A 26,680-nucleotide genomic window follows, 5' to 3' on the forward strand; every position below is an offset into this window, starting at 1 on the left:
GACCCACGCAACCCCACTCCCCGACATGACGCCGATGCGTCTGATTTGCATATGATATGCATTTCATCATAGGAGATGGTCAAGACAATAAGCCGGACAGGGCGCCGGCAGGGGAGGACCATGCACAAAACGCGATTGATCATCGGGCTCGCGCTGACCTACGCGATCTTCGGCGTGCTGCTCAACAGCGTCGGCACCGTCATCCTGCAATCGATCGAAACGTTCGGTGTCACAAAGGGCGCCGCGAGCTCGCTCGAGGGGTTCAAGGACCTGTCGATCGCCGCGACCAGCTTTCTGCTCGCCGCCCAATTGCCGCGTTTCGGGCTGCGTCGTGCGATGATCGGCGCACTCGCGCTCGTCGCGGTCGCCTGTCTTGCAATGCCGCTCGCACCGGGCTTCTGGACGACCCGGCTGATGTTCCTTGCGGTCGGGGTCGGCTTCGGTATCGCCAAGGTGTCGGTCTACAGCTTCGTCGGGCTGTTGACCGACAGCAGCGCGCGCCACGCCTCGCTGCTCAACGTGATCGAGGGCGTGTTCATGCTCGGCGTCCTGAGCGGCTATTGGATCTTCGCGGCGTTCATCAACCCCGCCGACCCCGCAGACCTGCATTGGCTCGACGTGTATTACGGGCTTGCGGCGGCGAGCATGGTTGCACTGGTGTTGCTGGTGCTCACGCCGTTCGACGAGAGCGCTGTCGACGACTCGGCAAACGCCACACACGGCGCTGGCGCGAAATTCGCCGAGATGGTCGCGCTCGCCTGGCGCCCACTGTCGCTTGCGTTCATCGCCGCGATCTTCTGCTATGTGCTGGTCGAGCAGGGGATCGGCTCGTGGCTGCCGACCTTCAACCGCGAACTGCTCGGCCTTTCGGCGCAGATGAGCGTACAGGCCGCGTCGATCTTCGCGATCTGCCTCGCGCTCGGCCGGCTCGGCGCGGGCGTGATCGTGCGGCGGACCGGTTGGTTTCCGCTGGTCTGCGGCTGCCTCGGGGGGATGGCGGCGGTGATCGTCGCGGTGCTGCCGCTCGCCACGGCGCATCACGCGCCGGTGACGGGTTGGGCGGGCGCGCCGGTCGCGGCCTATCTGCTGCCGATGATCGGGCTGTTGATGGCACCGATCTATCCGGCACTCAATTCGGCGATCCTCTCCGCGATGCCGCCGCGCGAGCAGCCCGCGATGGTCGGGCTGATCGTCGTTTTCTCGGCGCTCGGCGGGACGACCGGATCGTTCATCGTCGGCCACATCTTCGCGGCGTTCCAGGGAACGACCGCCTTCTACGTGCTCCTCGTGCCGATCGCCGCGCTGGCCGTGGCGGCGACGCTGGTGCGGCGGCGGAGCGGCGCGGTGCGCCCCGTCTGATCGTCCGCGCCGCCCATGCGCTCAGCCGGCGGCGCCCGGTTCGTGATACGGGCAACCGTTGGTGCGCGCGCGGAAATCGGCCGAGTGGCGATAGGTGTCGCGGCGCACGCGGTTGATGTTGCCGAGCGGCTGGTGCGCGGCGATGCCGGTCCACACGCTGAAGCGCGTTTCCTCGTTGATCAGCCGGACGTGCGCATCGCTCCAACTGTCCTGCGCCGCCGCGCGGACGGTGCCGACGCGGATGAACGGGCTCACCGCCTCGTCCCACTCGACCGTCGCGTCCTCGACGGGTTGTGCGTCCAGGTCGCGGCAAAGCTGGACGCGGAATTCCCACTCGGCGTCGATCGCTTGCATCTCGGTCCGGACAGCCTCGCGGATCGCGTTTTCGCGGCCGTCGATCGCAACCTCCTCGCCCGTCATCCGTGTCATCGCGGGCGCGATCGGCACGAGGCTGAACTTGGCGATATAGTCGCCGAAGCGGAAAGCGGTTGCGCTATAGTAGGTTTCGCCGAGCGGCTCGACATTGGGCGCGCCGCCGAGCGCGTTGACGGCAGCCGGCGCTTCCGCACCGACCGCTTCGAAGGCATGACGCACACCCCGCAGCGCCGCCGACACGACCTTCTTGGTGCCTTCGAGGCGGTCGGTGGTCTTGGCGAGCATCTTCAGATTGCCGAGGAACGCGTCGGCGGTCTTGGCCTGGAACACCGGGCCGTTGATCATCACGAAATCCTGTGCATCGCCCTCCGATCCCGGCAGGCGATCGCCGGCGACATCGAACACCTTCATCGCGAGGCCGCGCGGCAGACCGATCACGTCGCGCAGGATGTCGCCGGCGTTGGTCGACAGCCGGATCAGCACCCTGTGCGTGCCGGGCACCGCGAACAGGCCTTGCGCGAGTTCGGCGGGCAAGTCGCGATCGACCGTCAATTCGCCTTCAAGCAGACCGTGCGACTTGGCATGGACCGATCGCACGGCGTGGCCATAATCCTCAGCGGTGCGCTCGAGGATCGTATCGAAGGTCGCCTCGAGTTCGGCAACGGTGTGCGGCTCGTCGTTTAGCATGCGCTCGACGTCGGTCTGGTAGCGGATCGGGTCGGAAATCATGGAACGCCTTTTGTAACAGAGGGCGCGCCTCGGGCGCCCCCTGACAACGCCTTTGTAGCCGAAACGCTGCACCGTGCCGGCAGGGCGCCGATCGGGAATCTCATCGCCGGCTGCCCCGGCGGCGCCTTGAGACTTGCGCGCGCGCTTTCGAGCGACCCGGCGCGCGTCAGCGTGTCGTCGAGAAGCGATAGACGATGACGTTGTGATAGGTCTGCCCCGGGTCGAGCCGCGCCGAGCCGAGCATCGGCTGGTTGGGCGTATCGGGAAACACTTGCGGTTCGAGCGCGATGCCGTCGCCCTGACGATAGGCATGGCCCGATTTCCCGACCGCGGTACCGTCGAGGAAATTGCCGGTATAGAGCTGGACGCCGGGCTGATTCGACAGCACTTCCAACGTCCGCCCGCTGGCCGGATCAGTGACGCGCGCGGCGAGCCGCGGGGTCGCACTCAGCCCGCGACCCAGCACATAGTTCTCGTCATAGCCCTGACCGTAAACGATCTGCGGATCGCTCGCGTCGCGGATCCGGCTGCCAATCACGGACGGCGTACGGAAATCGAGCGGCGTGCCCGCCACCGGGCGGAACGCACCCGTCGGGATCAGCGTGCGGTCGACCGGCGTGGTCGTCTCCGCCGGAATGGTGAGCACGGCGTCGTAGATCGAGCGCTGCGCCGCTTCGCCGCCAAGGTTGAAGAAGCTGTGGTTGGTGATGTTGACCACGGTCGGCTTGGTCGTCGTCGCACGATAGTCGAGCGTGAGTTCGTTATTGTCGCCGAGCGTGTAGGTCGCGGTCACGCTGAGCGCGCCAGGATAGCCTTCCTCGCCATCGGCGCTGGTGTAGCTGAGCGTGACATGTGCGCTCGCGCCGCCGGCGAGCTCGACGATCCGCCACAGCCGCTTGTCGAATCCTTTGGCGCCGCCGTGCAGGGCGTTGGTCTTGTCGTTGGTGGCGAGCGTATAGGCATGGCCATCGAGCGTGAAGCGCCCGGCCTTGATGCGGTTGGCATAGCGACCGACGGTCGCGCCGAAATAATTGGGGGCGGTGATATAGCCGTTCATATCGCGATAGCCGAGCGTGACATCGGCAATCTTGCCGTCGCGATCTGGGACATCGACGCCTTGCAGGATTGCGCCATAGCTGAGGATTCGTGCCTTCATGCCGTGCGCGTTGGTCAGCGTGACGATTTCGACCGCGCTGCCATCGGGAAGCGTTCCGAAACGCGCGCGCTCGGCGCCTGCGGCGAGCGCCGCCGACGGGAGCGTTGTGAAAGCAAGCGTTGCCAAAGCGATCATCCGAAACATTGGGGGTCCTCTCGACGGAGCGATCGCAGACGCAGCGTGCGCCGCTGCCGCTTCGTTCTGGCCGTTATAGTCAGACATTAAGCCCGAAAACGCAAGGCCTGCGGCATGTTGCCACGCTTCGCGAAGCTTTGTTCCGAAGCGGTCCGGACTTTCTCCCCCTAGGGAGCTGTACGGCCCATTTGCGCCGAGGCATCGTACGTTGTCCGACTAATGTGGCGGTCGCGCGATCTGCCGTCAGATCCTGATTTCGGTACCGATCTCGATCAACTGGCGCGACGCGATGCCGAATGAAGCGCCGGTCGGCGTCGCGTTGCGTTGCATCCAGACGAACAATGCCTCGCGCCACGGCCACATCCCCGCGACGGCGCGGTCGGGCACGAGCGTCTCATGCCCGATATAATAGCTGATCTCGGATATCTCGTCGTCGGCGACGTTGGTCCGGGCATGGCGGATCCGCGCTGGGATATCGAGATCCTCCATGAAACCGAAGCGCAGGATCACACGCCAGAAGCCCGCAGACAGTTCGTGCGATTCGGCGCAGCGTTCGTCGGGCATGGTCGGGATCTCCTCGGTCACGACCGATACGAGGAAGACGCATGTCTGCAGCGCCTTGTTGTGCCGGACATGCGTCGCCAGGGCGAGCGGCATGCCGCTGGTCGAGGCGCTGAGGAAGGCGGCAACGCCGGGGACACGCGCGATCTGTTTCCGCTCGAGCATCGCGACGAAACGATCCTCCGGCTCGCGCAAACCCGCGCGCGCCGCCTCGACGAGCAGGATGCCGCGCCGCCAGGTGAGCATCAGGAAGGCGATCACTCCCGCGATGACCAGCGGAAACCAGCCGCCTTCGAGCAGCTTCATCGCGTTCGACGAGAAGAAGATGAGGTCGAGCAGCATCAGGCCGCCGTTCACCACGACGACCAGCACCGGGTTGTAGCCCCAGCGCAGCGCGACCAGCGCGGCGAGGAAGGTCGAGATTGCCATCAATCCCGACACCGCGATCCCATACGCGCCCGCCAGTGCATCCGACGATCCGAAGGTCAGCACCGCGGTCAAGGTCGCGACCGCGAGCAGCCAGTTGGCGAGCGGCACGTAGATCTGCCCGCTTTCCTCGCGCGCGGTATGCGTCACGCCGAACCGCGGCAGGAAGCCGAGCTGGATTGCCTGCTGCGTCAGCGAAAACACCCCAGAGATGATCGCTTGCGAGGCGATGACCGTAGCGAGCGTCGCGAACGCCACCATCGGGTAGTGTGCCCAGGGTGGGGCAAGCCCGTAAAAAGAATTGTCGATCTGGCTCGGATCGAGGCTGAGGAGCGCCGCCTGGCCGAGATAGTTGAGCACGATCGCCGGCAACGCGACCGCGAACCAGGCGAGCCGCACCGCGCCCGCGCCGAAATGCCCCATGTCGGCATACATCGCCTCGCCGCCGGTGACCGCGAGAAACACCGCGCCCATCACCGCGAAGCTGACGAGGAGGGGCGCGTGCGTCAGGAACGCGAGCGCGGAAAACGGGTTTAGGGCGATCAGCACGTGCGGCGCGCGGATGATCGACGCGATTCCGAGCAAGGCTATCGCGACGAACCAGCCAAGCATCACCGGGCCGAAGATCCGGCCGATGAACCCGGTCCCGCGCGACTGCACCGCGAACAGCCCGATCAGAATGACGACGGTGATCGGCAGAACGAGGCGTGCGAGTCCGGGCGCGCTCGCCTTTAGGCCTTCGACCGCGCTGAGGACCGAGATCGCCGGTGTGATCGCGCCGTCCCCATAGAGCAGTGCGGCGCCGACCAGCCCGAGCACCAGCAACGCCGCGCGCCGGCTGCCGAGCGGCGCGTCGCGTGTGCCCAGCAAGGCGAGCATCGCCACGACGCCGCCCTCACCGTGATTGTCGGCGCGCATGATGAGCAGGGCATATTTGATCGAGACGACGAGGATCAGCGACCAGATGACGAGCGCGGCGACCCCGCTCGCGGCCTGCGCGACATTGCCGCCTTCGCCCGCGAGCGCGGCGTGGACCGCGACTTTGAAGGCGTAGAGCGGGCTCGTCCCGATATCGCCGTACACCACGCCCAGCGCCGCGAGCCCGAGCACGATCGGTGGCTTTTTCGCGGCGGCGGCGGGTGGAGGCGGGGCCTCGGCCGATGGCGTGGTCGTTGCCGCTTGCACCGTCGTATCGCTCCATCGCTCGCTCGCACCTTGCGCTTAAGCAGCGTGCCGCGGATGCGAAAGTGAAGCTTTGGTCATGCGCCACCGACGCGCGGGGGTATCGCGCCGGGCCGGGGGCAGGGTGTGCGGCGCTGACAAATCCGGTGAGGCAGATCCAGCTCGGCTAAGGCGGTCCGCATGAATTCGGCGTCACAAACCGGGGCGACAGCTACAGTTAAGCGTTGTTCTTCTATATCCGCTCGCAAAGGAGATCGAAATGCCGGCCCGTTCCGCCTTCGTCCTGCTCTTGCTGACGACCGCCACTTCCGCGATCGCTGCTTCGCACGATCAGACGACCGCTGCGTGGAGCAACCGTTTGACCTGGGGCGTCTCGGCGCAATCCCGCGAGGACGCGGCGCCGGGGAGTGACGCCTGGCTCGAGGCGCAGCTCAAACATCCCGACGACACGCTGCCCCCGGCGATCGCCGCGCAGATTGCCGCGATGCAGATCAGCCAGAAACCGGTTGCGCAGCTTGTCGTCGATGCCGACGCCGCGAATCGCTACGCCGGCAAGCTGCCCGACGTTGCCCAGCGCGATGCCGCGCACACGGCGTATCAGCACGACATGACTGCGCTCGCCAATGAGGCCGCGACGCGCTCGCTACTGCGCGATATTTACGCGCCCGACCAGTTGCGCGAGCAGGTGACGTGGTTCTGGATGAACCATTTCAGCGTCCAGGCGCAGAAGCGCGACGTCCGCGCGATGGTCGGCGATTATGAGGAGACGGTGCGCGCGCATGCGTTCGGCAAGTTCCGCGACTTGCTCGAAGCGACGCTCCGGCACCCCGCGATGCTGCGCTATCTCGACAACGACCAGAACGCCGCCAAGCACATCAACGAGAATTACGCGCGCGAGATCCTCGAACTGCATTCGATGGGTGTCGGGGCGGGTTATAGCCAGAAGGATGTCCAGGAACTCGCGCGGATCCTGACCGGCGTCGGGGTCGATCTCAGCCCGACCGCGCCCAAGCTCAGCCCCGAGCGGCAGCCGCTGTATGTCCGCGCGGGGCTGTTCGAGTTCAACCCCAACCGCCACGATTTCGGCGACAAGCTGTTCCTTGGCCAGACGATCAAGGGCAGTGGCTTCGCTGAAGTCGAGACCGCGCTCGACCTGATCGCGCGCGCGCCGCAGACCGCGCATCACGTCTCGCTCCAGCTCGCCACCTATTTCATGGGCGACCAGCCGCCCGCCACGGTGGTCGACCGGATGACCGCGGCATGGCGCCGGAGCGACGGCGATATCGCCGCGGTGCTGCGCGCGATGATCCGTGCGCCCGAGTTCAAGCAATCGCTCGGCACCGCGTTCAAGGATCCGATGCACTATACCGTGTCGGCGGTGCGGCTGATGTATGGCGACCAGACGATCATCAACCCCCAGCCGATCCTCGGCTGGCTCAACCGCATGGGCGAGGGGCTTTACGCGCGCGAGACGCCCGACGGCTTTCCGATGGAGTCCGCCGCCTGGACGGGGCCCGGCCAGATGTCGGTCCGGTTCGAGATCGCGCGACAGATCGGCAGCGGCGCGGGCGTGCTGTTCCGGCTGCCCGCACCGCCGGGGCCGTCGGCGATGGCGGTGATGGCGGGCGCTGCAGTTCCGGCGGCAGCCGCGGCGCCACCGCCGCCATTCCCTGCGCCGCCTGTCCCGCATTTGCAGACCGCCGCCTATTTCACGGCGATCGCCCCTGCGGTCGCCGCGTCCACCACCACCGCGCTGACACAGGCGAGCTCGCCGCAGGAATGGAACGCGCTGTTCCTGTCCTCGCCCGATTTCATGCGCCGTTGATCGTTCCCGGAGACCGCTGATGTTGCTCGATCGTCGCCAACTCCTCGCGGGCGCCGCCGCGCTCGCCCCGCTTGTCATTGCCGGACGCGCCTTCGCCGCGCCGCAGGCGGGCAGCCGACTGCTCGTCGTTTTCCTGCGCGGCGCCTATGATGCCGCCAATATCATCGCCCCGACGGGAAGCGATTTCTACCACGCCTCGCGCCCGACGATCGCGCTCGGCAAGCCCAACGCCGCCGATCCGAACGCGCCGATCGCGCTCGACGCCGACTGGAGCCTGCACCCGGCACTCAAGGAATCGATCTATCCGCTGTGGCAGAAGAAGCAGATCGCGTTCGTCCCCTTTGTCGGCACGGACGACTTGAGCCGCAGCCATTTCGAGACGCAGGACACGATCGAACTCGGCCAGCCGATCGGCGGGCACCGCGACTATAATTCGGGCTTCATGGCGCGCCTCGCCGCGGCGCTCGGGCAAGACAAGCCGATTTCCTTCACCGATCAATTGCCGCTGTGCTTCCGCGGCGGCCCGATCATCCCCAATATCGGGCTCGGCGCGGTCGGATCGAAGCCCGCGGTGCCGCCCAAGGACGCGGCGCTGATCACGCAGATGTACCGCGGGCAGCGCAACGGCACGAGCGACCTCGGCAGCGCCGTCGCTGAGGGCTTCCAGGTGCGCGACAGCGTGTTCAGGACCGTCGACGAGGAAATGAAGCAGGCGAGCCGCGGCGCGGTCAGCCCCAAGGGGTTCGAGCTGTCGGCGCGGCGGATCGGAACGTTGATGCGCGACCAGTTCAACCTCGCCTTCGTCGATGTCGGCGGCTGGGATACGCACGTCAACCAGGGCGGCGCGCAGGGCTATCTCGCGACGCATATCGGCGAGCTCGGGCGCGGGCTCGCGGGGTTCGCCGAGGCGATCGGTCCCGATGCGTGGCAGCACACGACGGTGGTGGTGGTCTCCGAATTCGGCCGCACCTTCCATGAGAATGGCGACAAGGGCACCGACCATGGCCATGGCAGTATCTATTGGGTGCTCGGCGGTGGCGTGAACGGCGGGCGGATGGCGGGCGCGCAGGTCGCCTTGGCGCAGGCGACGCTCAACCAGGGACGCGACCTGCCGGTGCTGACCGATTATCGCGGGCTGCTCGGCGGCCTGGTCGCGCGCCAGTTCGGGCTTGCGCCCGACCGGCTGGGATCGGTCTTCCCCGGCGTCGCGCCGATCGATCTGTCGCTTGCCTGAAACCGCTCCGCCATCGCGTCAAGATACGTCGAGCTCGGTATCGGTCGCAACGCGTTCCATCAGCTCGATCAGGCGGAGTGCGTCACGGGAGCTGGCGACGTGCGGCGCGATCAGCGGCGCGACATAATGGTCGAGATAGGCCGACCGCCCGCGATACGCGAGCGACCAATTGCCGAAACGGCGCGCCGAGAGGTCCTCGGCGTGCAGCACCGTGACATGATGATGGCGAGCGTCGCACCGGATCGCCGCCATGAGCGGGTTGACCGTGTCCGCCGGGCCCTCGATGACTTGCGCGAAATGGCGTTCGGTCGCGATCAGGACGCCGCTGACGCCGACCCGGGCGTTGCGCCGACGCGAAATCGCGACGATCTGGTTGATCGTCCGCTCGCTGTCGGCGGCCGCGAATGCCTGGATGCTGACGTAGAGCATGGAGCGAATCACGAACCCAATCCATTCGATCAACAACAATTTCCCTTGAAATAATGCCAATCCTTTTCGAAGTTGAACAGAGTAAAAAAGTTCGAAGGGTAAGTCTATCATGTTGCCATCGTAGTCGCGCTGGCGCTGCAATCGAGGTAGCCGTGGGTGGGTGCAGAGATCGGCATGACGGCGGGATCGCGCCCGACGCGAGCCGGTCTGCGAGCCTTGCCGAAGGTCGTCGGTCGAATTTTCGCCGCGATTCGAGCGCTCAATCGCGAGGATGAAGCCGGTTATCCTTTCTACCGTCGAACCGTGCGATCGGGCCCGCGTCGGGCCTTCCTTGATCGCAGTCCTCCATTGGCGGATGGTCGCGTGCTTCGCGCTGCTCGCAGCGGTGCCCTTCCTGCTGACGACGATCCCTCCGCTGACCGATATTCCCGGGCATATCGGACGCTTCTCGGTCCAGACCGCGTCGCCGGGGGACGCGCTGCTCCGCTTCTACGGTTTCCATTGGAGGCTGACGCTGAACCTGGCGAGCGACGTGCTGGTCGAGCTCCTGCATTCGATGGCGGGTATCGTTCCGCTGGTTTGGCTGCTGTGCGCGCTGACCCCATTGCTGACCGTGGTCGGCATTGCCGCGATTGCCCGGCAGCTCAACCCGCGCGGCGCCGACTCGCTTCCCTGGGCGTTGCTGTTCGTCTTCAACTTCGCCTTCCTGTATGGATTCCTCAATTTCACGCTGACGCTTGCGCTCGGATTGATCGCAGTGGCGGCGTGGCTCGGCTTGCAGTCCCGCCCGTGGCGCCGCGCGCTGCTGTTCATCGGTGTCACGCCGATGCTGCTGATCGGGCACGGCGTCGCCGGCTTCGTCATGCTTGTGCTGATCGTCGGGCATGGCGTCGGCGAAGCGCTGCGCGATCGTCCGATGCGGCGAAGGCGCGAAACGCGCGCCGCACTGATCCGCCTATGGCCGCCGTTGGTCGCCGGCGCGACGACCGTGCTGGTCTGGCGCCTGACCGGCGCGCGGGGCGGGGGCCCGACCGCCTGGATCCTCGACCGAAAGCTCGATGCGCTGGTGACGATGCTGCGCGACCAGAACATGGTGTTCGATGTCGGCTCGGTGGTCTGCGCCCTGTTCGTGACGATCGTCGGGTTTCGCTCGGGCGCGCGGCTGCGCGGCGGCGCGGCGGGGATGGTGATCGGCCTGACCGCACTGTTCGTGATCACCCCGAGCTTGATCAGCGGGAGCAACCGTATCGATACGCGGCTGGCGCCGGTGATCGCCTTGCTCGCGCTCGCGCTGCTCGACTGGTCGCAGGTCGAGCGGAGCCGCCGGCGCGCGGTGCTGCTGACGGGCTTTGCCCTGCTTGCCGCGCGTTTCATGGTCACGACGATCAGCTTCGCGCGCTATGATCGGCGCTATGCGATGGAATTGCAGGCGCTGCCCCATATCCCGGTCGGGTCGCGCGTGCTCAACCTGGCGCGGGTCGATTGCGGGACGCAGGGCTGGCGGTCGCAGCGGCTCGAGCATCTCGGCAGTTTCGCGACGACGACACGCGGCAGCTGGGTCAACGCGCAGTGGAGTGTCGACGGCCTGCAGCTGCTGGATGTGAAGTATCGCCCGTCACCCGACTATGTCAGCGATCCTTCGCAACTCATCTGGCCGGCGCATTGCATCGATCGGAGCCAGCCGTTCGGCGTGCGCGAACATCATACGTTGCTCGAATCGATGCCGCGCCTGCCGCTTGCCCGCGTCGAGTATCTGTGGCTGATCGGCGAGCGCCTGCCGGCCGGCTATCGCGACCCGCGCCTGCACCGCGTGTGGAACGACGATATCAGCGAATTGTACCGCGTGCAGTAACGGCACCGGGGAAACCGAGGGCGCCGCTGCCGGGAGCACCGCGCCTTCCGGCCGCATATTCGCGAGAAAGCCGGATCGCGCCGGGGTCAGGCGTGTCCAGCCGCTGGCGCGCGAAGCGCCGGCAATCCGGCGGAGGCCGCCGCGATCGCGCGCCGCACGTCGTCGAGCAGTTTGGCATTCGCCGTGTCGCTCATCCCCTCGATCATCGGCGAGTAGCTTTCGGCCTGCACGCCTTGTCCATCGAGCACCGCGAACCAGCTGGCATCGCGGAACAGTTCGTCGCTGCCGAGCATGATCCGCCCCGAGTGGCGATATTGATCGAGTCGATAGGCCAGCCGCTCGGGCAGGTCCATCGCCTGGCAGGCGCGCCACATCGGCTCGTCGCGGCCGCCGGTCTGGGCGTAATGCAGGATCAGGAAATCGCGCACATCCTCCATCTCGGCGGCGAAGACGCGGTTGAATTGTTCGGCCAGCAGCGGATCGCAATCGACTCGCGGGAAGAGCGACAGCAGCTTGGCGATGCCGCTCTGGATGAGGTGGATGCTGGTCGATTCGAGCGGCTCGAGAAACCCGCTCGACAGGCCGATCGCGACGACATTCTTGTCCCAGCTCTTCTTGCGCTGGCCGGGCAGGAAGCGGATCAGCCGCGGATCGGCGATCGGCGCGCCGTCCATTCCGGCAAGCAGCGCGTCGCGCGCCGCGTCGTCGGATTGGTAGCGGCCGCTGAAGACATAGCCGTTGCCGGTGCGATGTTGCAGCGGGATCCGCCAGCGCCAGCCTGCGGTGTCGGCGGTCGAGCGGGTGTAGGGCGTGACGGTGGTTTCTGCGGCGCTCGGCGCGGCCCAGGCGCGGTCGCAGGGCAGCCAGTGCGACCAGTCGTCGAAGCCGCTGCCGAGCGTCTGCTCGATCAGCATGCCGCGAAACCCCGAGCAATCGAGGAACAGCTCGCCCTCGACCCGTACCCCGCGATCGGTGGTGAGCGCGCGGACGAAGCCGGTCTCCGGATGCTGGTCGATCGCGGTCACCTTGCCTTCGATCCGCTCGACGCCTGCTGCTTCGGCAAGTCCGCGCAGATACTGCGCATAGCGACCCGCGTCGAAATGATAGGCGAAGCCCAGGGTCGAGAGCAGCGAGCGGCGATCGGCCACGGGCCGCGCAAACCGACCGGCCCGCGCCGCCCGTGCGGTGAGCGAGAAATCTTCCGCTGCGATCGTCTGACCGGCGAGCCGCCCGCGGATCATCCGATGGAGGAACATCACGCCGTCCTGCGGCGGGCCATAGGTGCCGAACGGGTGGAGATAGGCGCTGCCCGCACCGTTCCAGCCGACGAATTCGATCCCCAATTTGTAGGTCGCGCCGGTCGCCTTCATGAACGCGGCCTCGTCGAGACCGACGATCTGGTTGAACCAGTGGATCGTCGGGATCGTCGCTTCGCCGACGCCAACCGTCCCGATCTCATCCGACTCGATCAGTCGGATGCTGGTGCCCGTCCCGGCAAGCGCCTTGGCGAGTGCGGCGGCGCTCATCCAGCCGGCGGTGCCGCCGCCGAGGATGACGATCTGGCGGATGGGGGCGCTGTGCATCGCGGCGTCCTAGCGTGGCGTCACTGCAGCGGGCAACCGGCATCCGGCGCAGGCGCAGGACGGGCGAGCGCAAGGTAGACCGTGCTCCACAGTTGCGCAGCGTTCGATTCGTCGACGTCGCCGCCGTTCGCCCCGAACGGCGCGATGCGGTAGCCGCCGCGCGCGTAGCTCCACGACCAGAGCTCGGAGTTCTGCACGCTGCGCGTCGCGTCGATCGCGCGCCACAGGCAGGTCTGCGCACCGCGCAGCCGCGTGCGCGTCGCTGGCGGGAGATCGGCGCGCGCGATCTGGCGTGCGAGGCCGGCGGCGGCGAGCGCCTGCTGCCACGACCACACGACGACCCCGTGGTACGCGCCGGGCCCGAACTTCGCCTGGACCGCGGGGCTTGCGAACACCGGATTGGCGACGAGCATCCCGGCGCTGGTCATCAGACCGCTCGGGAAGGGCCGGTCGATCACGTCGGCGGCCTGGTCGGCCGCTTGCGGCGAGAGCTGGCCGAACAGCAGCGCAAAGCCCTCGTCGCTATTCTGGACCGCGATCGGCTGGCCTTGTGCATCGAGCGAGATGGCGTGGAACCGCAACGCGCCCGCAGGGGCGGGGGCGGGGACGCCGAGCTTGGCGGCATAGCTTGCGATCGCGCTTTGCGCGGCGCCTGCCGGGATCGTCACCGCGAACATCTCTGGCGCGCGCTTGCGCCAGATGTCGGCCACGCCCGGCAAGGCGGCGAAGAGCGCCTTGTCCGTGGGCGCTGCGTAGGGCGCGAGCAATCCGCTGCGATAGAATTCGGTCGCGGCATCGAGCGCGGCGGGGACGAACACCGCGTTGACGTCATAGGCGAAGCGCCCGCCGCCGAGCCCGTCATTGCTGTCGCGCCACTGGCCGGCCTCCATGCCGGGCTTGAGCGCGATCAGATGGGTTGCGACCGGCGCGCGGGCGAAGGCCTGCGCGCGGCCCGCGACGAAGCGGATGTTGCGCAGCATCAGGTCGCCGAGCCGCTGCCCGCCGATGCGCTGGGCTAGGAAGGTGGCGGCGCGCGCCTTGCCGCGCGGATCCTCGAGCAGCCAGGCGCGCGCGACCGGCGCGAGCATGAAGTCGCTGTCGACCATGTTGTAATTGTAGACCGGCGCGTCCGAGCTGCTGCCCTCGGCCTTGCGATGATCGAGGATCGCGAATTCGCCGATATCCTCCTCGTGCGCGACCTGACCCTCGGGCGAGAGCCGTTCGAGCACCGAGGCGAGCCCGGTCTCGACCGCCTCGGGCTGGAGCGCGGGCATCAGCAGCCGCACCGACATCAGCGTGTCGCGCCCGAAATAGGTGTCGAAGCGCCACGATCCGGCGAGATACTTCTCGCGATAGCTGAGGAATTCCAGCGCACGCCGCGCGGCAGGGTCGGTCGACGCCTTGGCATTGAGCAGCAGCGGGGCGGGGACGGGGGTGAGCGGCGTCTCGCCGGTCAGCGCGGTGATCTCGAGCGCGATCATCCCGTCCTTGTCGGCGACGATTGCGCCATGGTCGAGCGTGCCGCGTACCGGCTTGATCGCGAGGCGGTAGCCCGGCGCACCATCGAGCCGGTCGCGCGTCCAGCTCAGCGTGCCGTTTGCGGTAACCGGAGCGGTCAGCACTTCGGCGGGGGCGGTGCCGAGCGCCTGATAGTCGCGCAGCACACGGATGCTCGACAGCACCGCTTGCTTCGCCTGCAACCGCGGCGCGCGGATTTCGGCGGTGAAAGTGACGCCGTGCAGCGGACGCCCGCGCGCATCGGCAAGCGTGACGGGCCGGGCCGGGGCGGGCATGCTCCATTCGGCCGCGCTGCCGAGCGTGTCGAACCACAGCCCGACCCCGCTATTGCCTGCCGGAAAGGCGACGATCACGCGCGGGCTGGTGCCCGAACGCAGCACGATATGCGCCGCGACCGGCCCCTGCCGCACGAAGCTGTTGAGGTTGAGCCCCTCCTGCCGCGCGAACTCGCTGTCGGGCGCGCGCGCGCCCACCAAGGCGGCACACGCGAGCAGCCCCGCCAGCACCCGCCGCATCGTCGCCGCCCGCATCGTCACACTCCCGTTTTGGTCGTCAAGGTGCGGGCAACCGGGGTCCCTCCCGGTCGCCCGCACCACATCACAGCTTGAACGTGACGCTCGCCAGCGCGTTGCGGCCGATGATGCTGCGGCCGTAGAAATAGCCGTTCTGGATCGACTGCGTCTGGCCCTGGCGCGGATTGCCTTCGGTATAGCCCTTGGCGTTGGTCAGATTGTCGACGCTGACATTAAAATTGATCCGCGGCGTGATGTTGACCGACGTGCCGACGGTGAACACGCCGTATGACGGCAGCGCCACGCCATTGCCGGCATCGGCGAAGATCTTGCCGACATATTTGTAGCGCCCGTAAATCTCGCCCAGCCCGCCCGGCAGGATGAACGACGGCGTCACCGTGAACAGCTTCTTGGGCGTCCGCTCTGGGGTGTTGCCGTTATATTGCGGCTGCGCCACGCCCTGGAAGCGCAGGTTCTGAAGCTTGGGCTCCTGATACACGCCCGAACCCGACAGGCTGAAGAACTTGACCGGACGCCAGTCGAAGTCGAGCTGCAACCCCTTGATATTGTCGTCGGCGAGCGCGTTGACCTGGTTGATCGGGTTGGCCGGATCCTGGAACGAATAGCTCTGGTCGCGGAACTCGGTCTTGAACGCGACGAGCGAGGCGACGAGCCCGTGCGTCTGGAAGCGCGTACCGACCTCGTAGAGCGTCAGGTCGGACGGCGCGTGCGTGCCCCCGGTGTCGCCGCCTGCGGTCTGGAAGCCCTTGGCATAGCGTGCATAGACCGACAGGTTGCGCGTGATCGTATAGTTCGCGCCGACCGTGCCCGCGAGATGATCGTACGACGCGAACTGGCTGACATACTGCCCGTTGAACGTGCCGCCGAGATCGGTGACGATTCCCGGCGTACCCGGCTGGACCGTCCCGTTCGGGCCGGCCTGGCCGATGTCGACGCGGTCGTGCTGATGCTCGAAGCGCAGGCCGAAATCGAGGTGGAAGTTCGAACCGACCTTGAGTTCGTCGTTGAAATAACCCGAGATCGAGTCGATCTGGTCGTTGAAGATGCCCTGGCCCCAATTGCCGTAGCTGACCTGGCCGTTGTTGGTGAGCTGGCCGACCACGCCGTTGGCAGCGTTGAGCGCGACGATGTCATAGACGTTCGAATTGTTGGTGACGTCGTTGATTACGGTCGACACGCCCGACTGGTTGTTCTCGCGATGGACGTTGTAATACATCCCGCCGATCGTCAGCGAGTTGTCGAAGATCCCGCTGCCGAAGTTCAGCTTGACGCCGAAGTCGCTGCCGAAATCCTTGGTCCTGGTCGTCTGGTGGTTGAGCACGGTCTGCTGGATCAGGCCGTTGCCGTTGAGTGCGTTGAGCGCCGCGGTGGCGCTGACCGGCACGACCTGGCCAGAGACGATGTTGCGCAAGCCGAAGTTCGTCGTGCCGAAACGCGCCGTACCCGCCGCGAGCAGCGAAGCGATCGGCGAGATGCCCGGCGTCAGATAGGTGATCGCCGACGCCGGCGGCGCGCCCGAGCTGCCCGGGAACAGGCCGTTGAAATCGAAATTGGCGTCGAGATAGCGCGCACGCGCGAACACGCTGACATGCTCGGTGATCGGCTTCTCGATATCGAGCCGGTACTGCGTCGTCGTGGTGTGGATGCCGTTGGCGAGGCTGAACGGACGGCTGCACGTTCCGGTCAGGCACGACACCGGCTGATTGATCGTCGTGAACGCCTTGCCAGCGATATTGTCATGCTGGCCGTTGAGCCCGGGAACGTCGCCGATCTGGCCATTGCCGTTCGACGTGAAGGGCATGTCGGCATAATAGGCATCGGACTGGTCACCGCGCTTGATCGTCGCGCGGACGAAGCCGCCGTCGTCGAAGCGCTTCTCGAGCATGCCCTTGATATGATAGGTGTTATAGTTGAACGCCGAGCGGCGGAAGCCGGGGTCGGAGACGACATAGCCGCCGACGCTGAACGCGAGATTGTCGGCGATCGGTGCCGAAAAATAGCCGTCCGCCCGGCCCAGACCATAGCTCGAGCCGGTGAAGCGGACCGAGGCGACAGCCTTGTCGAAATTGGGCTTGAGCGAGATGAAGTTGATCGTCGCCGCGGCGCCATTGACCGCGAGCACGCCCGACGTGCCGCCCTCGACCGCTTCGACGCGGTCGATCGTGATGTCGTTCTGGAAATATTCGTCGGCGCCGCCACCGCCGTAGATGATCGGCAAGCCGTCTTCTTCGAGCTGGATGAAGGTCTGTGCACCGCCGCGCAGGCCACGCACCGAATAGTTGTTCGAGACCGCGCCCGCCGTCCCCTCGACGAAGATGCCGGGGACGAGCTCGAGCACCTCGGCGGTCGAGCGCGGCGCCTTGCGCTGGATATCGGCGGCGCTCGCGAGCGTCACGTCGGACGAGGAGGTGAACAGCGTGCGCTTGCCCGACGTGTTGCCGGTGACGACGATGTCGTTCAACGACGGTCCGTCCGACGCGGCCGGCTGCGCGCCCGGCGCTTCGGTTTGCGCGGTGGCGGGGGTGTCGCTGCCCGACGGGGCGGGCTGATTGACGCCGTTCTGCGCCGCGGGCGCGGGCGTCTGCTGCGCGAGGGCGGGGGTGGCGATGAGCATCGTGCTGCTCGCCAGCAGCGTCATTTTCAGCGAAATCGTCATGCGGTCTTTCCTCGGCGCGAGCGCAAAAGGAAAGGCATGATGTCGCTCTCCCCTTGCTTTTTCTTGTTATGGCGTCGGGCTAACCGCTTCCGCCGAACGTGACAATGCGAACTGACGCCGTTGAGAAACACTTTGTGAAATCGTTTGCATAATGTTGCATTATTATCACAGATCAGTTGGTGCGAGCTTGGCGGATCGGGCGCGCCCAACCGGCGGCTCGCGTCGCCACCTGCTAGGCGTTTCCCGCAGTCGGGGGCGTCGTCAATGGTGGACGGTCGGAGACGGTTGCCGATCAGCATAGCAGATGCGGGAAACCGCACGGTTGAGTCTCGCTGGAGATGCGTGGAGGTCCATCGCACTGCAACGCCTAGCTGAAGGGCTTTTGAGCGCGGATTTCCATGCGCTTCGTGTCCAGCCCCGCCTAGCGGGTTGCACCCGCGGGCATACCGCTGAATGATGCACTTGCCGCTGGAGACCGCCATGACCGACGAACCGCCGCCGCCCGACAGCAAGCTCACCCGCTCCAAACAGCGCTGGGCGAGCGAGCATAAGTTCATCACCGGGCAAGATGCGCGCGCCGCGCAGGGGCGGCTGCCGCCCGGCCAGCATCTGGTCCGCGACTGGCCGGTGCTCGACCTGGGTCGCCAGCCCGACGTGGCGCCGGAGCGTTGGGCGCTGGCACTCGGCGGTCTTGTCGAGCGGCCGGTAACGCTCGACTGGTCCGGCTTCATGGCGTTACCCCAGACCCGGACGCAGTCGGACATGCATTGCGTGACGACCTGGTCGCGCTACGACAACGCATGGACGGGGGTTTCGACCCGCGACCTGCTCGACCTTGTCCAGCCGCGCGCGGAGGCGGCCTTCGCGCTGCTGCACAGCTATGACGGCTATACGACCAACGTGCCGCTGGCCGATTTCGCGGACGCTGCGGCGATGGCGGTGCACAGCTGGGACGGCAAACCGCTGACCCGCGCGCATGGCGGTCCGGCGCGGATGCTGATCCCGCACCTCTATCTGTGGAAGAGCGCCAAATGGTTGCGCGGGGTCGAATTCCTGAGTGCTGACAAGGCTGGGTTCTGGGAGAGCAACGGATACCATATGCGAGGGGATCCATGGGCCGAAGAGCGCTATTCGTGAAGCGGCGGACTGGCGCGCGGTGCGGCGCGGGGTTCGGCGCGGGTGATCAGATGGCCCCCGGTGTCGCGCCTGCTCCTGCATCGGTGCTGCCTCGCACCACCAGGCGATATTCGATCGCGCGGCGATAGTTCGGGTCGGCGCAGTGATCGCGATACTCGGGATTGGTGAGGATATCGACCGCCTCGGCCGCCATCGCCGCCTTCGGTTGATGGATCGTGGTCAGCTGCGGCCAGGTGACTCGCGAACTCGGGGCGTCATCGAAGCCCGCGATGGCGAGTGTCTGCGGCACGGCGAGGCCTCGGCGGGTGGCGGCCATCAGCGTACCGAGCGCCATGTCGTCGTTGCTCGCGAAGATCGCGGTCGGAGGGTCGGGGAGGGCGAGCAAGGCATCGGCTTCGACGAACCCGCTGCGCGATGAGAAGTCGCCTTCGCGGATCAGGACAGGATCGGTCGTCAGGTTCGATCGTTCCATTTCCGACGTGAAGCCCTGCAATCGCGTGGCGGTGGCGCCGTGCGCCGGATCGCCTTTTATGAAGCCGATGCGGCGGTGCCCGAGCGCGACCAAGTGCCGCGTCATTTCGGACGCCGCGGACGCATCATCCATCCGGACATAACCCGAGGCCGACTCCGCGCCGCTCGGGGCGATGCGAACGAACGGGATGGCGGCTTTTTCGAGCAGCTTCGCCAACGCGGTATCGTCGCACAGCGGTGGCGTGAGGATGACGCCGTCGAGGTTCAATCCGCGCAACGAGCGGCTCAATTCGTTTTGCCAGTCGACCGCAACGCGTTCGACGCGTTCGACGATCAGGTGATAGTTCTTCTCGCGGCAGCGCATCAGCGCGCCTAGCTGCACGTCGGCGGCATAGCCCGAAGCGGGATCGTCGATGAGCAATGCGAGGAGATACGACCGCGAGCTCGAGAGACTGCGCGCGAACGCATTGGGGCGATAGTCGAGCTCGCCGACCACGCGCAGCACGCGTTCGCGTTTGTCGGGGCGAACATGCGGTTCGCCGTTGATCACGCGCGACACGGTCTTGGGCGATACGCCGGCAAGCGCTGCCACGTCCTTGATCGTCAACACACTCACGCGCTTTTCGCATCCCTTTTGCCACAGCTCAGCGCAAAGGCCGCTACGGCCAGATAGCACACCGCCGTCGGCAGGAGCGAGAGGCCAAGGCCCGCACGATCGGCGATTTGCCCGCAAAGCGTCGGGATCACCGCGCCCCCGACCACCGCCATGCACAACACGGTCGCCGCCGGCGTCGCCCGTTCTGCCTCGGCCGGAAGCGCGAGCACGTAGATGGTCGGATACATGATCGAATTGCACAGCCCCACCGCGATCAGCGCCACCGATCCGATCACCCCGCCGACGCCGGCACCGACTGACGTCAGGAGCGCGGCAAGCAGCGCCGCCGCCAACAGCGGCTTTGCCGCCGAGACATGGCGCATCAAGACCCCGCCCGCGAACCGGCCGATCATCGCACCGCCCCAATACAGGCTCAGCATCCGCGCAGCGAGGGCGGGGCGCGCGTTGAGCGCGCTGGGCTGCATCAGATAATTGGCGAGCAGCGCGCCGATCGTCACCTCCGCCCCGACATAGGCGAAGATCGCCACCATGCCGCCCATCACCCTTCGGTCCGCGAGCACCGAGCGCAGATCGAGCCGGCTCGTGCTGCTTCGCGCAGCGGACGCGGTATCGAGCAGACGGCGGTTGCGCACATAGGCCAGCGTGAGCCCGATCAGGATGACGAGCGCGAGCAGGAACGGGGGGCCGCCATCGGCGCCGCGCTTCTCGATCAGGAAGGTCGCACCGACCAGCGGCGCGGCGATCGTGCCGACAGAGTTGCAGCCCTGCAAGAGATTGAGCCGCACCGCGGCGCCTTCGGCCGCCCCGACCACGGCGACGACGGTGTTGCTGGCGATCTGCAGAAAGGTGATGCCGCACGACAGCAGCAGCAACGCCGTCAGGAGCAGCGGGAAGAGGCGCAAGGCATTCGCCACCACCAGGATCGCCGTCGCAACCACCATGATTGCAAGCCCGAGCGTTGCCGAGCGCATGTAGCCGCGCCGCGTGATGATCCGGCCGATCGGCACGGCAAACAGCAGGTAGCTCAGGTGGAAGGCCAGCTGCACGAGCAATGCGTGCGAGTAATCCATCCCGTACAACGCCGTCAGGCGCGGCACCAACAGGCTGACCAACGCCGTGATGAAGCCGCCGATCGCGAAGACGCCGATCGACAGCTGGAACAGGCGCCGCGAGATGCGCGGGGAGGTGGCGGCAGGCGAGATCGTCTTCAATCCCGCTCGCACGCCGCTGTCGGCACGCCCGCGCTGCGGCGACGGAGTGTCACACCAAGCGGTTCCGGCTGATCACTTCCTTGTACCAGGCGGCGCTGAGCTTGGGGATGCGTTTCTGGGTCGCGAAATCGACATAGTGGATGCCGAAGCGCTTGCTATACCCGTCGGCCCATTCGAAATTGTCCATCAGGCTCCACAGGAAATAGCCTTTCAAGGGATAGCCGTCGGCAACCGCGCGGTGGAACTGTCCGACATAATTGCGCAGATACATCACGCGATCGGTATCGTCGATCCGGCCATTGGTAACGGGATCGTCGGCGGAAGCGCCGTTTTCGGAGATGTAGAGCATCTTGGGCTTCCACAGCTCGCTGACCGTCCGGACGCCCCAATAGGCCACTTCTGGCCCCACCACGAGCCATGGCGACGCCATGCGCGGCGACGAGGCGATATGCGGGACGATGGCATAGCCCGTCGGCCCCGCATCGGCGCGCACCCATTCGGGCGCGTAGATGTTGAGCGCGACGAAATCGAGCGAACTGCCGATCGCGGCCATGTCCCCGGGCTGGACCTTGGGTGCGTTCGCGCCTTCCTGCGCTAGATATTCGTCGATGTAGCGACCCTCCATGATCGCGGTGAGGAACATCGCATTCTTCTCGCGCGTGGCCTTCCGGGCAGCGGCGATGTGCTCGGGCGTCTCGATCACGGGAACATGGATCGTCGTGTTGTCGGCAATCCCGACCCTGGTCCCGGGCCTTGCATGCGCTCGGATCGCCTGCACGCCGAGGCCGTGTGCGAGAACCCCGTGATGACGGACCTGATTGACTTGCGCCGGCGCGAGCCTGAGGCCGGGCGCGTGCCGCCCTTCCAAATGGCCGATGTCGGTGAAGCAGCGCAGCTCGTTGACCGTCATGAAGTCGTGAACGCGATCGGACAGCTTGCCCGCCATGAACCCGGCATAATCGGCAAAGGCCAGCGCGGTGTCGCGATTCTGCCATCCGCCGGGCAGCGCCTGCGGAAGATCCCAATGAAACATCGTGACATAGGGCTGGATGCCGGCGGCGAGGAGGCCGTCGATGACGCGATTATAATAATCGACGCCTTTCGGATTGGACTTGCCGCGACCGTCGGGAAAGATCCGCGACCAGGCGATCGACATGCGGTAGGCCTTGACGCCAAGCGCCTTCAACAGCGCGATATCCTCGGCGTAGCGATGATAGCTGTCGCAGGCCACGTCGCCGGTATCGTTGTTGGCGACCCTGCCCGGCGTATGCGAGAAGACGTCCCAGTTGGTCGGCCCACGCCCATCCGCCCGGACCGCGCCCTCGATCTGATACGACGCGGTCGCGCATCCCCAGACGAAATCCGGCGGGAACGAGAGATCGACCGGCGCTGCCAAAAGGCGCTGCGGTCCGGCTGCGAGCCCCGCACCGAGCGTCAAGCCGTTCCGGATCATGTCGCGACGGTTCATGTCAACTCCTGGTGTCGTCTGAGACGTTTGCGGGCCGAGGATGAGGCGATCCCGCGGGAAACTCCAGCGCCAATCCGCGGATCACGGTTTGAAGCGTTGCTCGGTGAGCGTGGCCGACGCGTTTGCGGCCAGATCGCCGGCATCATGGCCGATCGCCGCGCGGTACGGGCCACCCGCCAGATGCCAGCGCTTCGCGGCGTCGTCCCATGTGGCGAGCGTCCGTCGCTCGGCGATGAGTGTGACGTGGCGCGTTTCGCCGGGGCGGAGGTCGATCCGCTGGAAGCCGGCCAGCCGCGCCACCGAACCCGCGGTCGGCGGCGTCACATAGAGCTGCGGCACATCCGCGCCCGCGCGCTGCCCGGTATTGGTCACGTCGAAGCTCACCGTCAGTGCCGCGCCCCCCGCGACCTTGAGGTTCGCGTAAGCGAATTTGGTGTAGGACAGGCCGAACCCGAACGCGAAGAGCGGGCGCTGGTCGCGCCTGGCGTACCAGCGGTAGCCGACATCGGCGCCTTCGGGATATTGCGCGGCAAAGCCGCTCGCTTCCCCGCCCGCGCTGCCGGCGTTGGAGGCCGAATCGTCCTTGGCGACGTTGGCCAGGCCGACCGGCCGGGGGCGGGGCGCCTGGCGCTCGTCCGCGGGAAAGGTGATCGGCAGCCGGCCGGAGGGGTTGACCTTGCCGAACACGATGTTGGCGATCGCCTCGCCGCCGCGCTGCCCCGGGTACCAGGCGGCGAGCACGGCAGGAACCCGCTCGAGCCATGGCATCAGCACCGGTCCGCCGCTTTCGAGCACGACGACGGTGTGCGGATTGGCGGCCGCCACCGCGTCGATCACCGCGTCCTGGTTGTCGGGAAGCGCGAGCGTGGTGAGATCTTCGGCTTCGGTGCGCCACTGGGTCGCGAACACCAGCACCACATCCGCCGCCTTGGCCGCCGCGGCCGCGGCGACCGGATCGGTGCCATCGACATAGCTGACCTGCGCGCCCGGATTGAGCGCCTGCACCGCGCGCAGCGGCGAGCTGGCGTGCCAGGTGGTCCGCGCGAACGACGCGGCCGGGCCGCTCTTGAGCGCGATCTCGACGGGCGCGCCGCCGATCGAGCGGACCTGCGACGATCCGCCGCCCGACAGCACGCCGACATCGGCATGCCCGCCGACGATGACGATCCGCTTTGCAGTCGCCGCAAGCGGGAGCATTCCGCCCGTATTGCGCAGCAGGACGATGCCTTCCTCCGCCGCCCGCTGTGCAACGCGCGCATGCGCCGCGGTGTCGATCGGCTGGTTGGTCGCGGCGACGGGATCGTCGTACAGACCGCTCGCGATCACCCCGGTCAGGACGTTGCGCACCATCGCATCGAAGCGGGCTTTGGTCACGTCGCCCTTCGCCACAGCCGCGCTCAGCCGCTCACGGAAGAAATCCGCCTTATCGAGCTCGGCGCCCGAATCCTGATCAAGCCCGGCATTGGCCGCCTTGGCGGTCGAATGGACCGCGCCCCAGTCGGACATCACCCAGCCGCGATAGCCCCATTGATTGCGCAGCACCTCGGTCAGCAGCGTGCGGTTCTCGCATGCCCAATCGCCATTGACTTTGTTATAGGCGCACATCACCGAGCCGGGATGCCCGCCTTCGATGCCGAGCTTGAACGCGAGCAGATCGCTTTCGTGGAGCGCCGACCAATCGAGCTGCGCGTCGACGATCATCCGCCCCGTTTCCTGGGAGTTGAACGCGAAATGCTTGATCGTCGACACGATATGATTGCTCTGCACGCCGCGGATGTGCGCCCCGGTCATGAGTCCCGCGAGCAGCGGATCTTCACCGAGATATTCGAAGTCGCGCCCGCCCCATGGGTCGCGCGTCAGGTTGACGCCGCCGGCGAGCAGCACGTTGAAGCGCTTGGCGCGTGCCTCCGCGCCGATCATCGCGCCACCGGCAAAAGCGATTTCGGGATCGAAACTGGCGGCGGTGGCGAGGCTCGCGGGGAGGGCGGTCGCGGTGTCGCCCTTGCGCTGCTCGATCTGGTTGGCGACGCCGAGGCTGGCATCGCTCTCGCGCAAGGTCGGAATGCCGAGCCGGGGCACGCCCACCATCTCGCCGGCCGAGGGGATGAGATCGTCGGGCGCACCGGCTTTCCCCTGCGCCATCGGCGGGAACCAGGTGCGAACGATCTGCATCTTCTCGTCCTGCGTCATCGCGCGTACCAGTGCGTCGGCGCGCGCCTCCGCGCTCAGCGTGCGGTCGCGCCACGGCGCATGCTCGTCCGCGCTGGCGAGTGCCGGGCTGGAGAGGAGGCACGCAACGCTCGCGAGGAGCAGGATACGCTTCGGTGTCGGATTCGCGCGCATGGGGACCTCTCAGCGGTTTCGATGATAGTGCAGGACGAGGGAGCGGTGGTCGGGCAGCTGCGCGGCCGCCTGGAGACCGGCCTGGCGGATTCTCCCGAACGCCGCGATCGCGTCGCGCGCGTCGTCGGGCTTCGTGCCGAGGATGCCGCGGCCGGCATCGGTCGGATAACCGAGACCGTGGAGGATGAACGCCCAGCTCGGCGGCAGGAACGTCTCGTGATCGACCACGAAGTCGAAGCGTGAGGGCAGGCGATGGCGCCACTGCGCGAGCTTGTCGCGCAGGCCCTCCGGCCAGCTCGCGGGATCGGCATTGTCGCGCCAATACGCCGTGTCGCGTCGCTGGCTGACGCAATAGTGCAGCTTGAGGAACTCGACGATCGCCGCGAACCGCGCGGTCATCTGCCGGTTGAAGCTACGCGCGGCGCCGGCGAGCGCGGCGTGATCGACCGGCCCGGCGAGCATGTCGGCGACCATCCGCGCCGCGACCTCGACCAGCATGATCCCGGTCGATTCGAGCGGTTCGAAAAAGCCCGCCGACAGGCCGATCGCGACGGTGTTGCCGATCCACTGCTGCGTCCGATAGCCGGTGCGGAACTGCAGCCGCCGCGTCGGGAGGTCGACGCCGTTATAGGTGCGGATCACCGTTTCCGCCGCGTCGTCGGACATGTGGCGACTGGAATAGACGCATCCCGTGCCGCGCCGGCTCGAAAGGCCGATGTCCCAGATCCAGCCGGCATCATGCGCCGTCGCCAGGGTATAGGGCGCGATCGGCGTATCGGGTTCGCTCGGCACCTGCATCGCAATCGCGCGATCGTTGAACAGGATATCGCCGATGTCTTGGAACGGGGCAGCGAGCGTCTCGCCGATCAGCAGCGCGCGAAAGCCGGAGCAGTCGAGAAAGAAATCACCCGCGATCGGCGCGCCGTCGGCTGGCGTCACCGCGACGATGTCGCCGTTCGCGCCGCGTTCGACCGATGCGATCGTCGCTTCGATTCGCTCGACGCCGTTGGCTGTGGCGACGTCGCGCAGCCACGACGCGAGCTTGGCGGCGTCGAAATGATAGGCATAGTTCATCGGACCGCCAAAGTCCGGATCCTGTGGACGCTTGGGCCCCTTGCCCGCGCGGATCACACGCTCCTGTGCGGTGACGGCGTCGGCATAGGCAGGGCGACCCGGGTCGTTTGCGGAATCGAGCCAGAAGGGCAGCAGCCCTGGCGTATCGCCGCCAAGCGGCAGGTTGAATGGATGGAAATAGTCATCTTCGGCATGGCCCGGCGTGGCGCGACCCGCCCAGCCGGCGAAGCGGACGCCTTGCTTGAAGGTGGCGTCGCTCGCGCGGATGAACTCCGCCTCGCTGCGGCCGAGCGTCGCGATCGTCGAGCGCAGCGTCGGAAAGCTGCCTTCGCCCACGCCGATCGTGGGAATGTCCGCGCTTTCGACAAGCGCGATCGTCCAGCCGTGCGCATGCGGCGGTCTGGGCAGCGCGCGGGAAAGGTAAGCCGCGCTGAGCCAGCCTGCCGTGCCGCCGCCAACGATTACGATCCGTCTCGCCATCACGTCCAGTCCGACTGCTGATCCGATAGGATAAGCTCAATGACCCGGCACCCTGCCGGCAAGGAAAAAAGCGGCCACCGCCCGCCCGGGGCGAGACAGTGGCCGCAGTCGGGCCTCCGGGGAGAGGCCGGGGGGACGGTTAGAACTTCGCGCGAACCCGCACGCCCCAAGTCTGGGGCGGTTCGTAGTTGGACAGAAACACCGTCGCGAGACCGTTGGTCCCCGGTGTCCCGGAAACGCCCGAGCTGGTGCGGATGCGATGGTCCGTGACGTTGAGGGCAAAGGCCTCGATCTCGTAACGGCCACCCGGCGCCGCGTAGTTCAGGC

The 26,680-nt window shown here is 66.8% G+C and carries 18 protein-coding genes; 5 read left to right on the forward strand and 13 right to left on the reverse strand.

What is annotated here, in order from left to right; all coding sequences use genetic code 11:
- Positions 1-120: 120 nt before the first annotated feature.
- Entirely contained in the window at positions 121-1,359 is a 1,239-nt protein-coding gene (locus RH90_RS13335) for an MFS transporter (protein ID WP_010186213.1), read from the forward strand.
- A 21-nt stretch (positions 1,360-1,380) separates the two neighbouring features.
- On the opposite strand, the gene RH90_RS13340 is transcribed toward RH90_RS13335, so the two are convergent.
- From RH90_RS13340 to RH90_RS13350, 3 genes are all read right to left on the reverse strand, one after another.
- Complete coding sequence (locus RH90_RS13340; RefSeq protein ID WP_010186214.1) at positions 1,381-2,463, reverse strand: catalase family protein; 1,083 nt, start codon at positions 2,461-2,463, stop codon at positions 1,381-1,383.
- A gap of 166 nt (positions 2,464-2,629) precedes the next feature.
- Positions 2,630-3,763 (reverse strand): aldose epimerase family protein, encoded by a 1,134-nt coding sequence (locus tag RH90_RS13345; RefSeq protein WP_010186215.1) that lies wholly within the window; start codon positions 3,761-3,763, stop codon positions 2,630-2,632.
- A gap of 234 nt (positions 3,764-3,997) precedes the next feature.
- Complete coding sequence (locus RH90_RS13350) at positions 3,998-5,926, reverse strand: potassium transporter Kup (protein WP_157134592.1); 1,929 nt, start codon at positions 5,924-5,926, stop codon at positions 3,998-4,000.
- Positions 5,927-6,182: 256 nt separating this feature from the next.
- On the opposite strand from RH90_RS13350, the gene RH90_RS13355 reads away from it, so the two are divergent.
- Together RH90_RS13355 and RH90_RS13360 are read left to right on the forward strand one after the other, a co-directional pair.
- Positions 6,183-7,748, forward strand: a complete 1,566-nt coding sequence (locus tag RH90_RS13355; protein ID WP_010186217.1) for a DUF1800 domain-containing protein — start codon at positions 6,183-6,185, stop codon at positions 7,746-7,748.
- 19 nt (positions 7,749-7,767) lie between these two features.
- Complete coding sequence (locus RH90_RS13360; RefSeq protein WP_010186218.1) at positions 7,768-8,982, forward strand: DUF1501 domain-containing protein; 1,215 nt, start codon at positions 7,768-7,770, stop codon at positions 8,980-8,982.
- Between the two features lie 18 nt (positions 8,983-9,000).
- Here the strand turns inward: RH90_RS13360 and RH90_RS13365 are convergent, their stop codons facing one another.
- Positions 9,001-9,552 carry a BLUF domain-containing protein gene (locus RH90_RS13365; RefSeq protein ID WP_081476943.1) on the reverse strand — a complete coding sequence of 184 codons (552 nt, stop codon included), beginning with the start codon at positions 9,550-9,552 and terminating at the stop codon, positions 9,001-9,003.
- Between the two features lie 190 nt (positions 9,553-9,742).
- On the opposite strand from RH90_RS13365, the gene RH90_RS13370 reads away from it, so the two are divergent.
- Positions 9,743-11,263: a hypothetical protein gene (locus tag RH90_RS13370; protein ID WP_010186220.1), complete on the forward strand. Its 1,521-nt coding sequence runs from the start codon at positions 9,743-9,745 to the stop codon at positions 11,261-11,263.
- A gap of 86 nt (positions 11,264-11,349) precedes the next feature.
- Here the strand turns inward: RH90_RS13370 and RH90_RS13375 are convergent, their stop codons facing one another.
- The 3 genes from RH90_RS13375 to RH90_RS13385 form a co-directional block, all read right to left on the reverse strand.
- Positions 11,350-12,846 carry a tryptophan halogenase family protein gene (locus tag RH90_RS13375; protein ID WP_010186221.1) on the reverse strand — a complete coding sequence of 499 codons (1,497 nt, stop codon included), beginning with the start codon at positions 12,844-12,846 and terminating at the stop codon, positions 11,350-11,352.
- Between the two features lie 20 nt (positions 12,847-12,866).
- Complete coding sequence (locus RH90_RS13380) at positions 12,867-14,894, reverse strand: hypothetical protein (protein ID WP_010186222.1); 2,028 nt, start codon at positions 14,892-14,894, stop codon at positions 12,867-12,869.
- A gap of 67 nt (positions 14,895-14,961) precedes the next feature.
- A complete protein-coding gene (locus RH90_RS13385; protein ID WP_010186223.1) occupies positions 14,962-17,553 on the reverse strand; it encodes a TonB-dependent receptor domain-containing protein in 2,592 nt (863 codons plus the stop codon).
- Positions 17,554-18,033: 480 nt separating this feature from the next.
- On the opposite strand from RH90_RS13385, the gene RH90_RS13390 reads away from it, so the two are divergent.
- Positions 18,034-18,690, forward strand: coding sequence for a sulfite oxidase-like oxidoreductase (locus RH90_RS13390; protein ID WP_010186224.1), 657 nt, complete (start codon positions 18,034-18,036; stop codon positions 18,688-18,690).
- A 46-nt stretch (positions 18,691-18,736) separates the two neighbouring features.
- Here RH90_RS13390 and RH90_RS13395 read toward each other — a convergent pair whose 3' ends face one another.
- The 6 genes from RH90_RS13395 to RH90_RS23965 all read right to left on the reverse strand — a co-directional run.
- Positions 18,737-19,777 carry a LacI family DNA-binding transcriptional regulator gene (locus tag RH90_RS13395; RefSeq protein WP_037492786.1) on the reverse strand — a complete coding sequence of 347 codons (1,041 nt, stop codon included), beginning with the start codon at positions 19,775-19,777 and terminating at the stop codon, positions 18,737-18,739.
- Positions 19,774-20,988, reverse strand: a complete 1,215-nt coding sequence (locus RH90_RS13400) for an MFS transporter (RefSeq protein WP_010186226.1) — start codon at positions 20,986-20,988, stop codon at positions 19,774-19,776. The genes RH90_RS13395 and RH90_RS13400 overlap by 4 nt, the downstream gene beginning before the upstream one ends.
- 49 nt (positions 20,989-21,037) lie before the next feature.
- Positions 21,038-22,456: a GH1 family beta-glucosidase gene (locus RH90_RS13405; protein WP_010186227.1), complete on the reverse strand. Its 1,419-nt coding sequence runs from the start codon at positions 22,454-22,456 to the stop codon at positions 21,038-21,040.
- 81 nt (positions 22,457-22,537) lie between these two features.
- The gene (locus tag RH90_RS13410) at positions 22,538-24,799 is read right to left on the reverse strand and encodes a beta-glucosidase (RefSeq protein WP_010186229.1); all 2,262 of its coding nucleotides are present in this window, start codon (positions 24,797-24,799) and stop codon (positions 22,538-22,540) included.
- A 9-nt stretch (positions 24,800-24,808) separates the two neighbouring features.
- Entirely contained in the window at positions 24,809-26,353 is a 1,545-nt protein-coding gene (locus RH90_RS13415; protein ID WP_010186230.1) for a tryptophan halogenase family protein, read from the reverse strand.
- Positions 26,354-26,492: 139 nt separating this feature from the next.
- Positions 26,493-26,680, reverse strand: a 188-nt coding sequence (locus RH90_RS23965; RefSeq protein WP_037492792.1) for a hypothetical protein, incomplete at its 5' end; no start/stop codon positions are given.

The sequence above is a fragment of the Sphingomonas sp. PAMC 26605 genome (assembly GCF_000241485.1).
Classification (GTDB): Bacteria; Pseudomonadota; Alphaproteobacteria; order Sphingomonadales; family Sphingomonadaceae; genus Sphingomonas.

Coding starts and splice junctions, on each gene's coding strand:
- RH90_RS13390 (WP_010186224.1), top strand. CDS start 18,034: ATGACCGACGAACCGCCGCCGCCCGACAGCAAGCTCACCCGCTCCAAA.
- RH90_RS13380 (WP_010186222.1), bottom strand. CDS start 14,894: ATGCGGGCGGCGACGATGCGGCGGGTGCTGGCGGGGCTGCTCGCGTGT.
- RH90_RS13340 (WP_010186214.1), bottom strand. CDS start 2,463: ATGATTTCCGACCCGATCCGCTACCAGACCGACGTCGAGCGCATGCTA.
- RH90_RS13355 (WP_010186217.1), top strand. CDS start 6,183: ATGCCGGCCCGTTCCGCCTTCGTCCTGCTCTTGCTGACGACCGCCACT.
- RH90_RS13360 (WP_010186218.1), top strand. CDS start 7,768: ATGTTGCTCGATCGTCGCCAACTCCTCGCGGGCGCCGCCGCGCTCGCC.
- RH90_RS13410 (WP_010186229.1), bottom strand. CDS start 24,799: ATGCGCGCGAATCCGACACCGAAGCGTATCCTGCTCCTCGCGAGCGTT.
- RH90_RS13385 (WP_010186223.1), bottom strand. CDS start 17,553: ATGACGATTTCGCTGAAAATGACGCTGCTGGCGAGCAGCACGATGCTC.
- RH90_RS13375 (WP_010186221.1), bottom strand. CDS start 12,846: ATGCACAGCGCCCCCATCCGCCAGATCGTCATCCTCGGCGGCGGCACC.
- RH90_RS13335 (WP_010186213.1), top strand. CDS start 121: ATGCACAAAACGCGATTGATCATCGGGCTCGCGCTGACCTACGCGATC.
- RH90_RS13415 (WP_010186230.1), bottom strand. CDS start 26,353: ATGGCGAGACGGATCGTAATCGTTGGCGGCGGCACGGCAGGCTGGCTC.
- RH90_RS13345 (WP_010186215.1), bottom strand. CDS start 3,763: ATGTTTCGGATGATCGCTTTGGCAACGCTTGCTTTCACAACGCTCCCG.
- RH90_RS13405 (WP_010186227.1), bottom strand. CDS start 22,456: ATGAACCGTCGCGACATGATCCGGAACGGCTTGACGCTCGGTGCGGGG.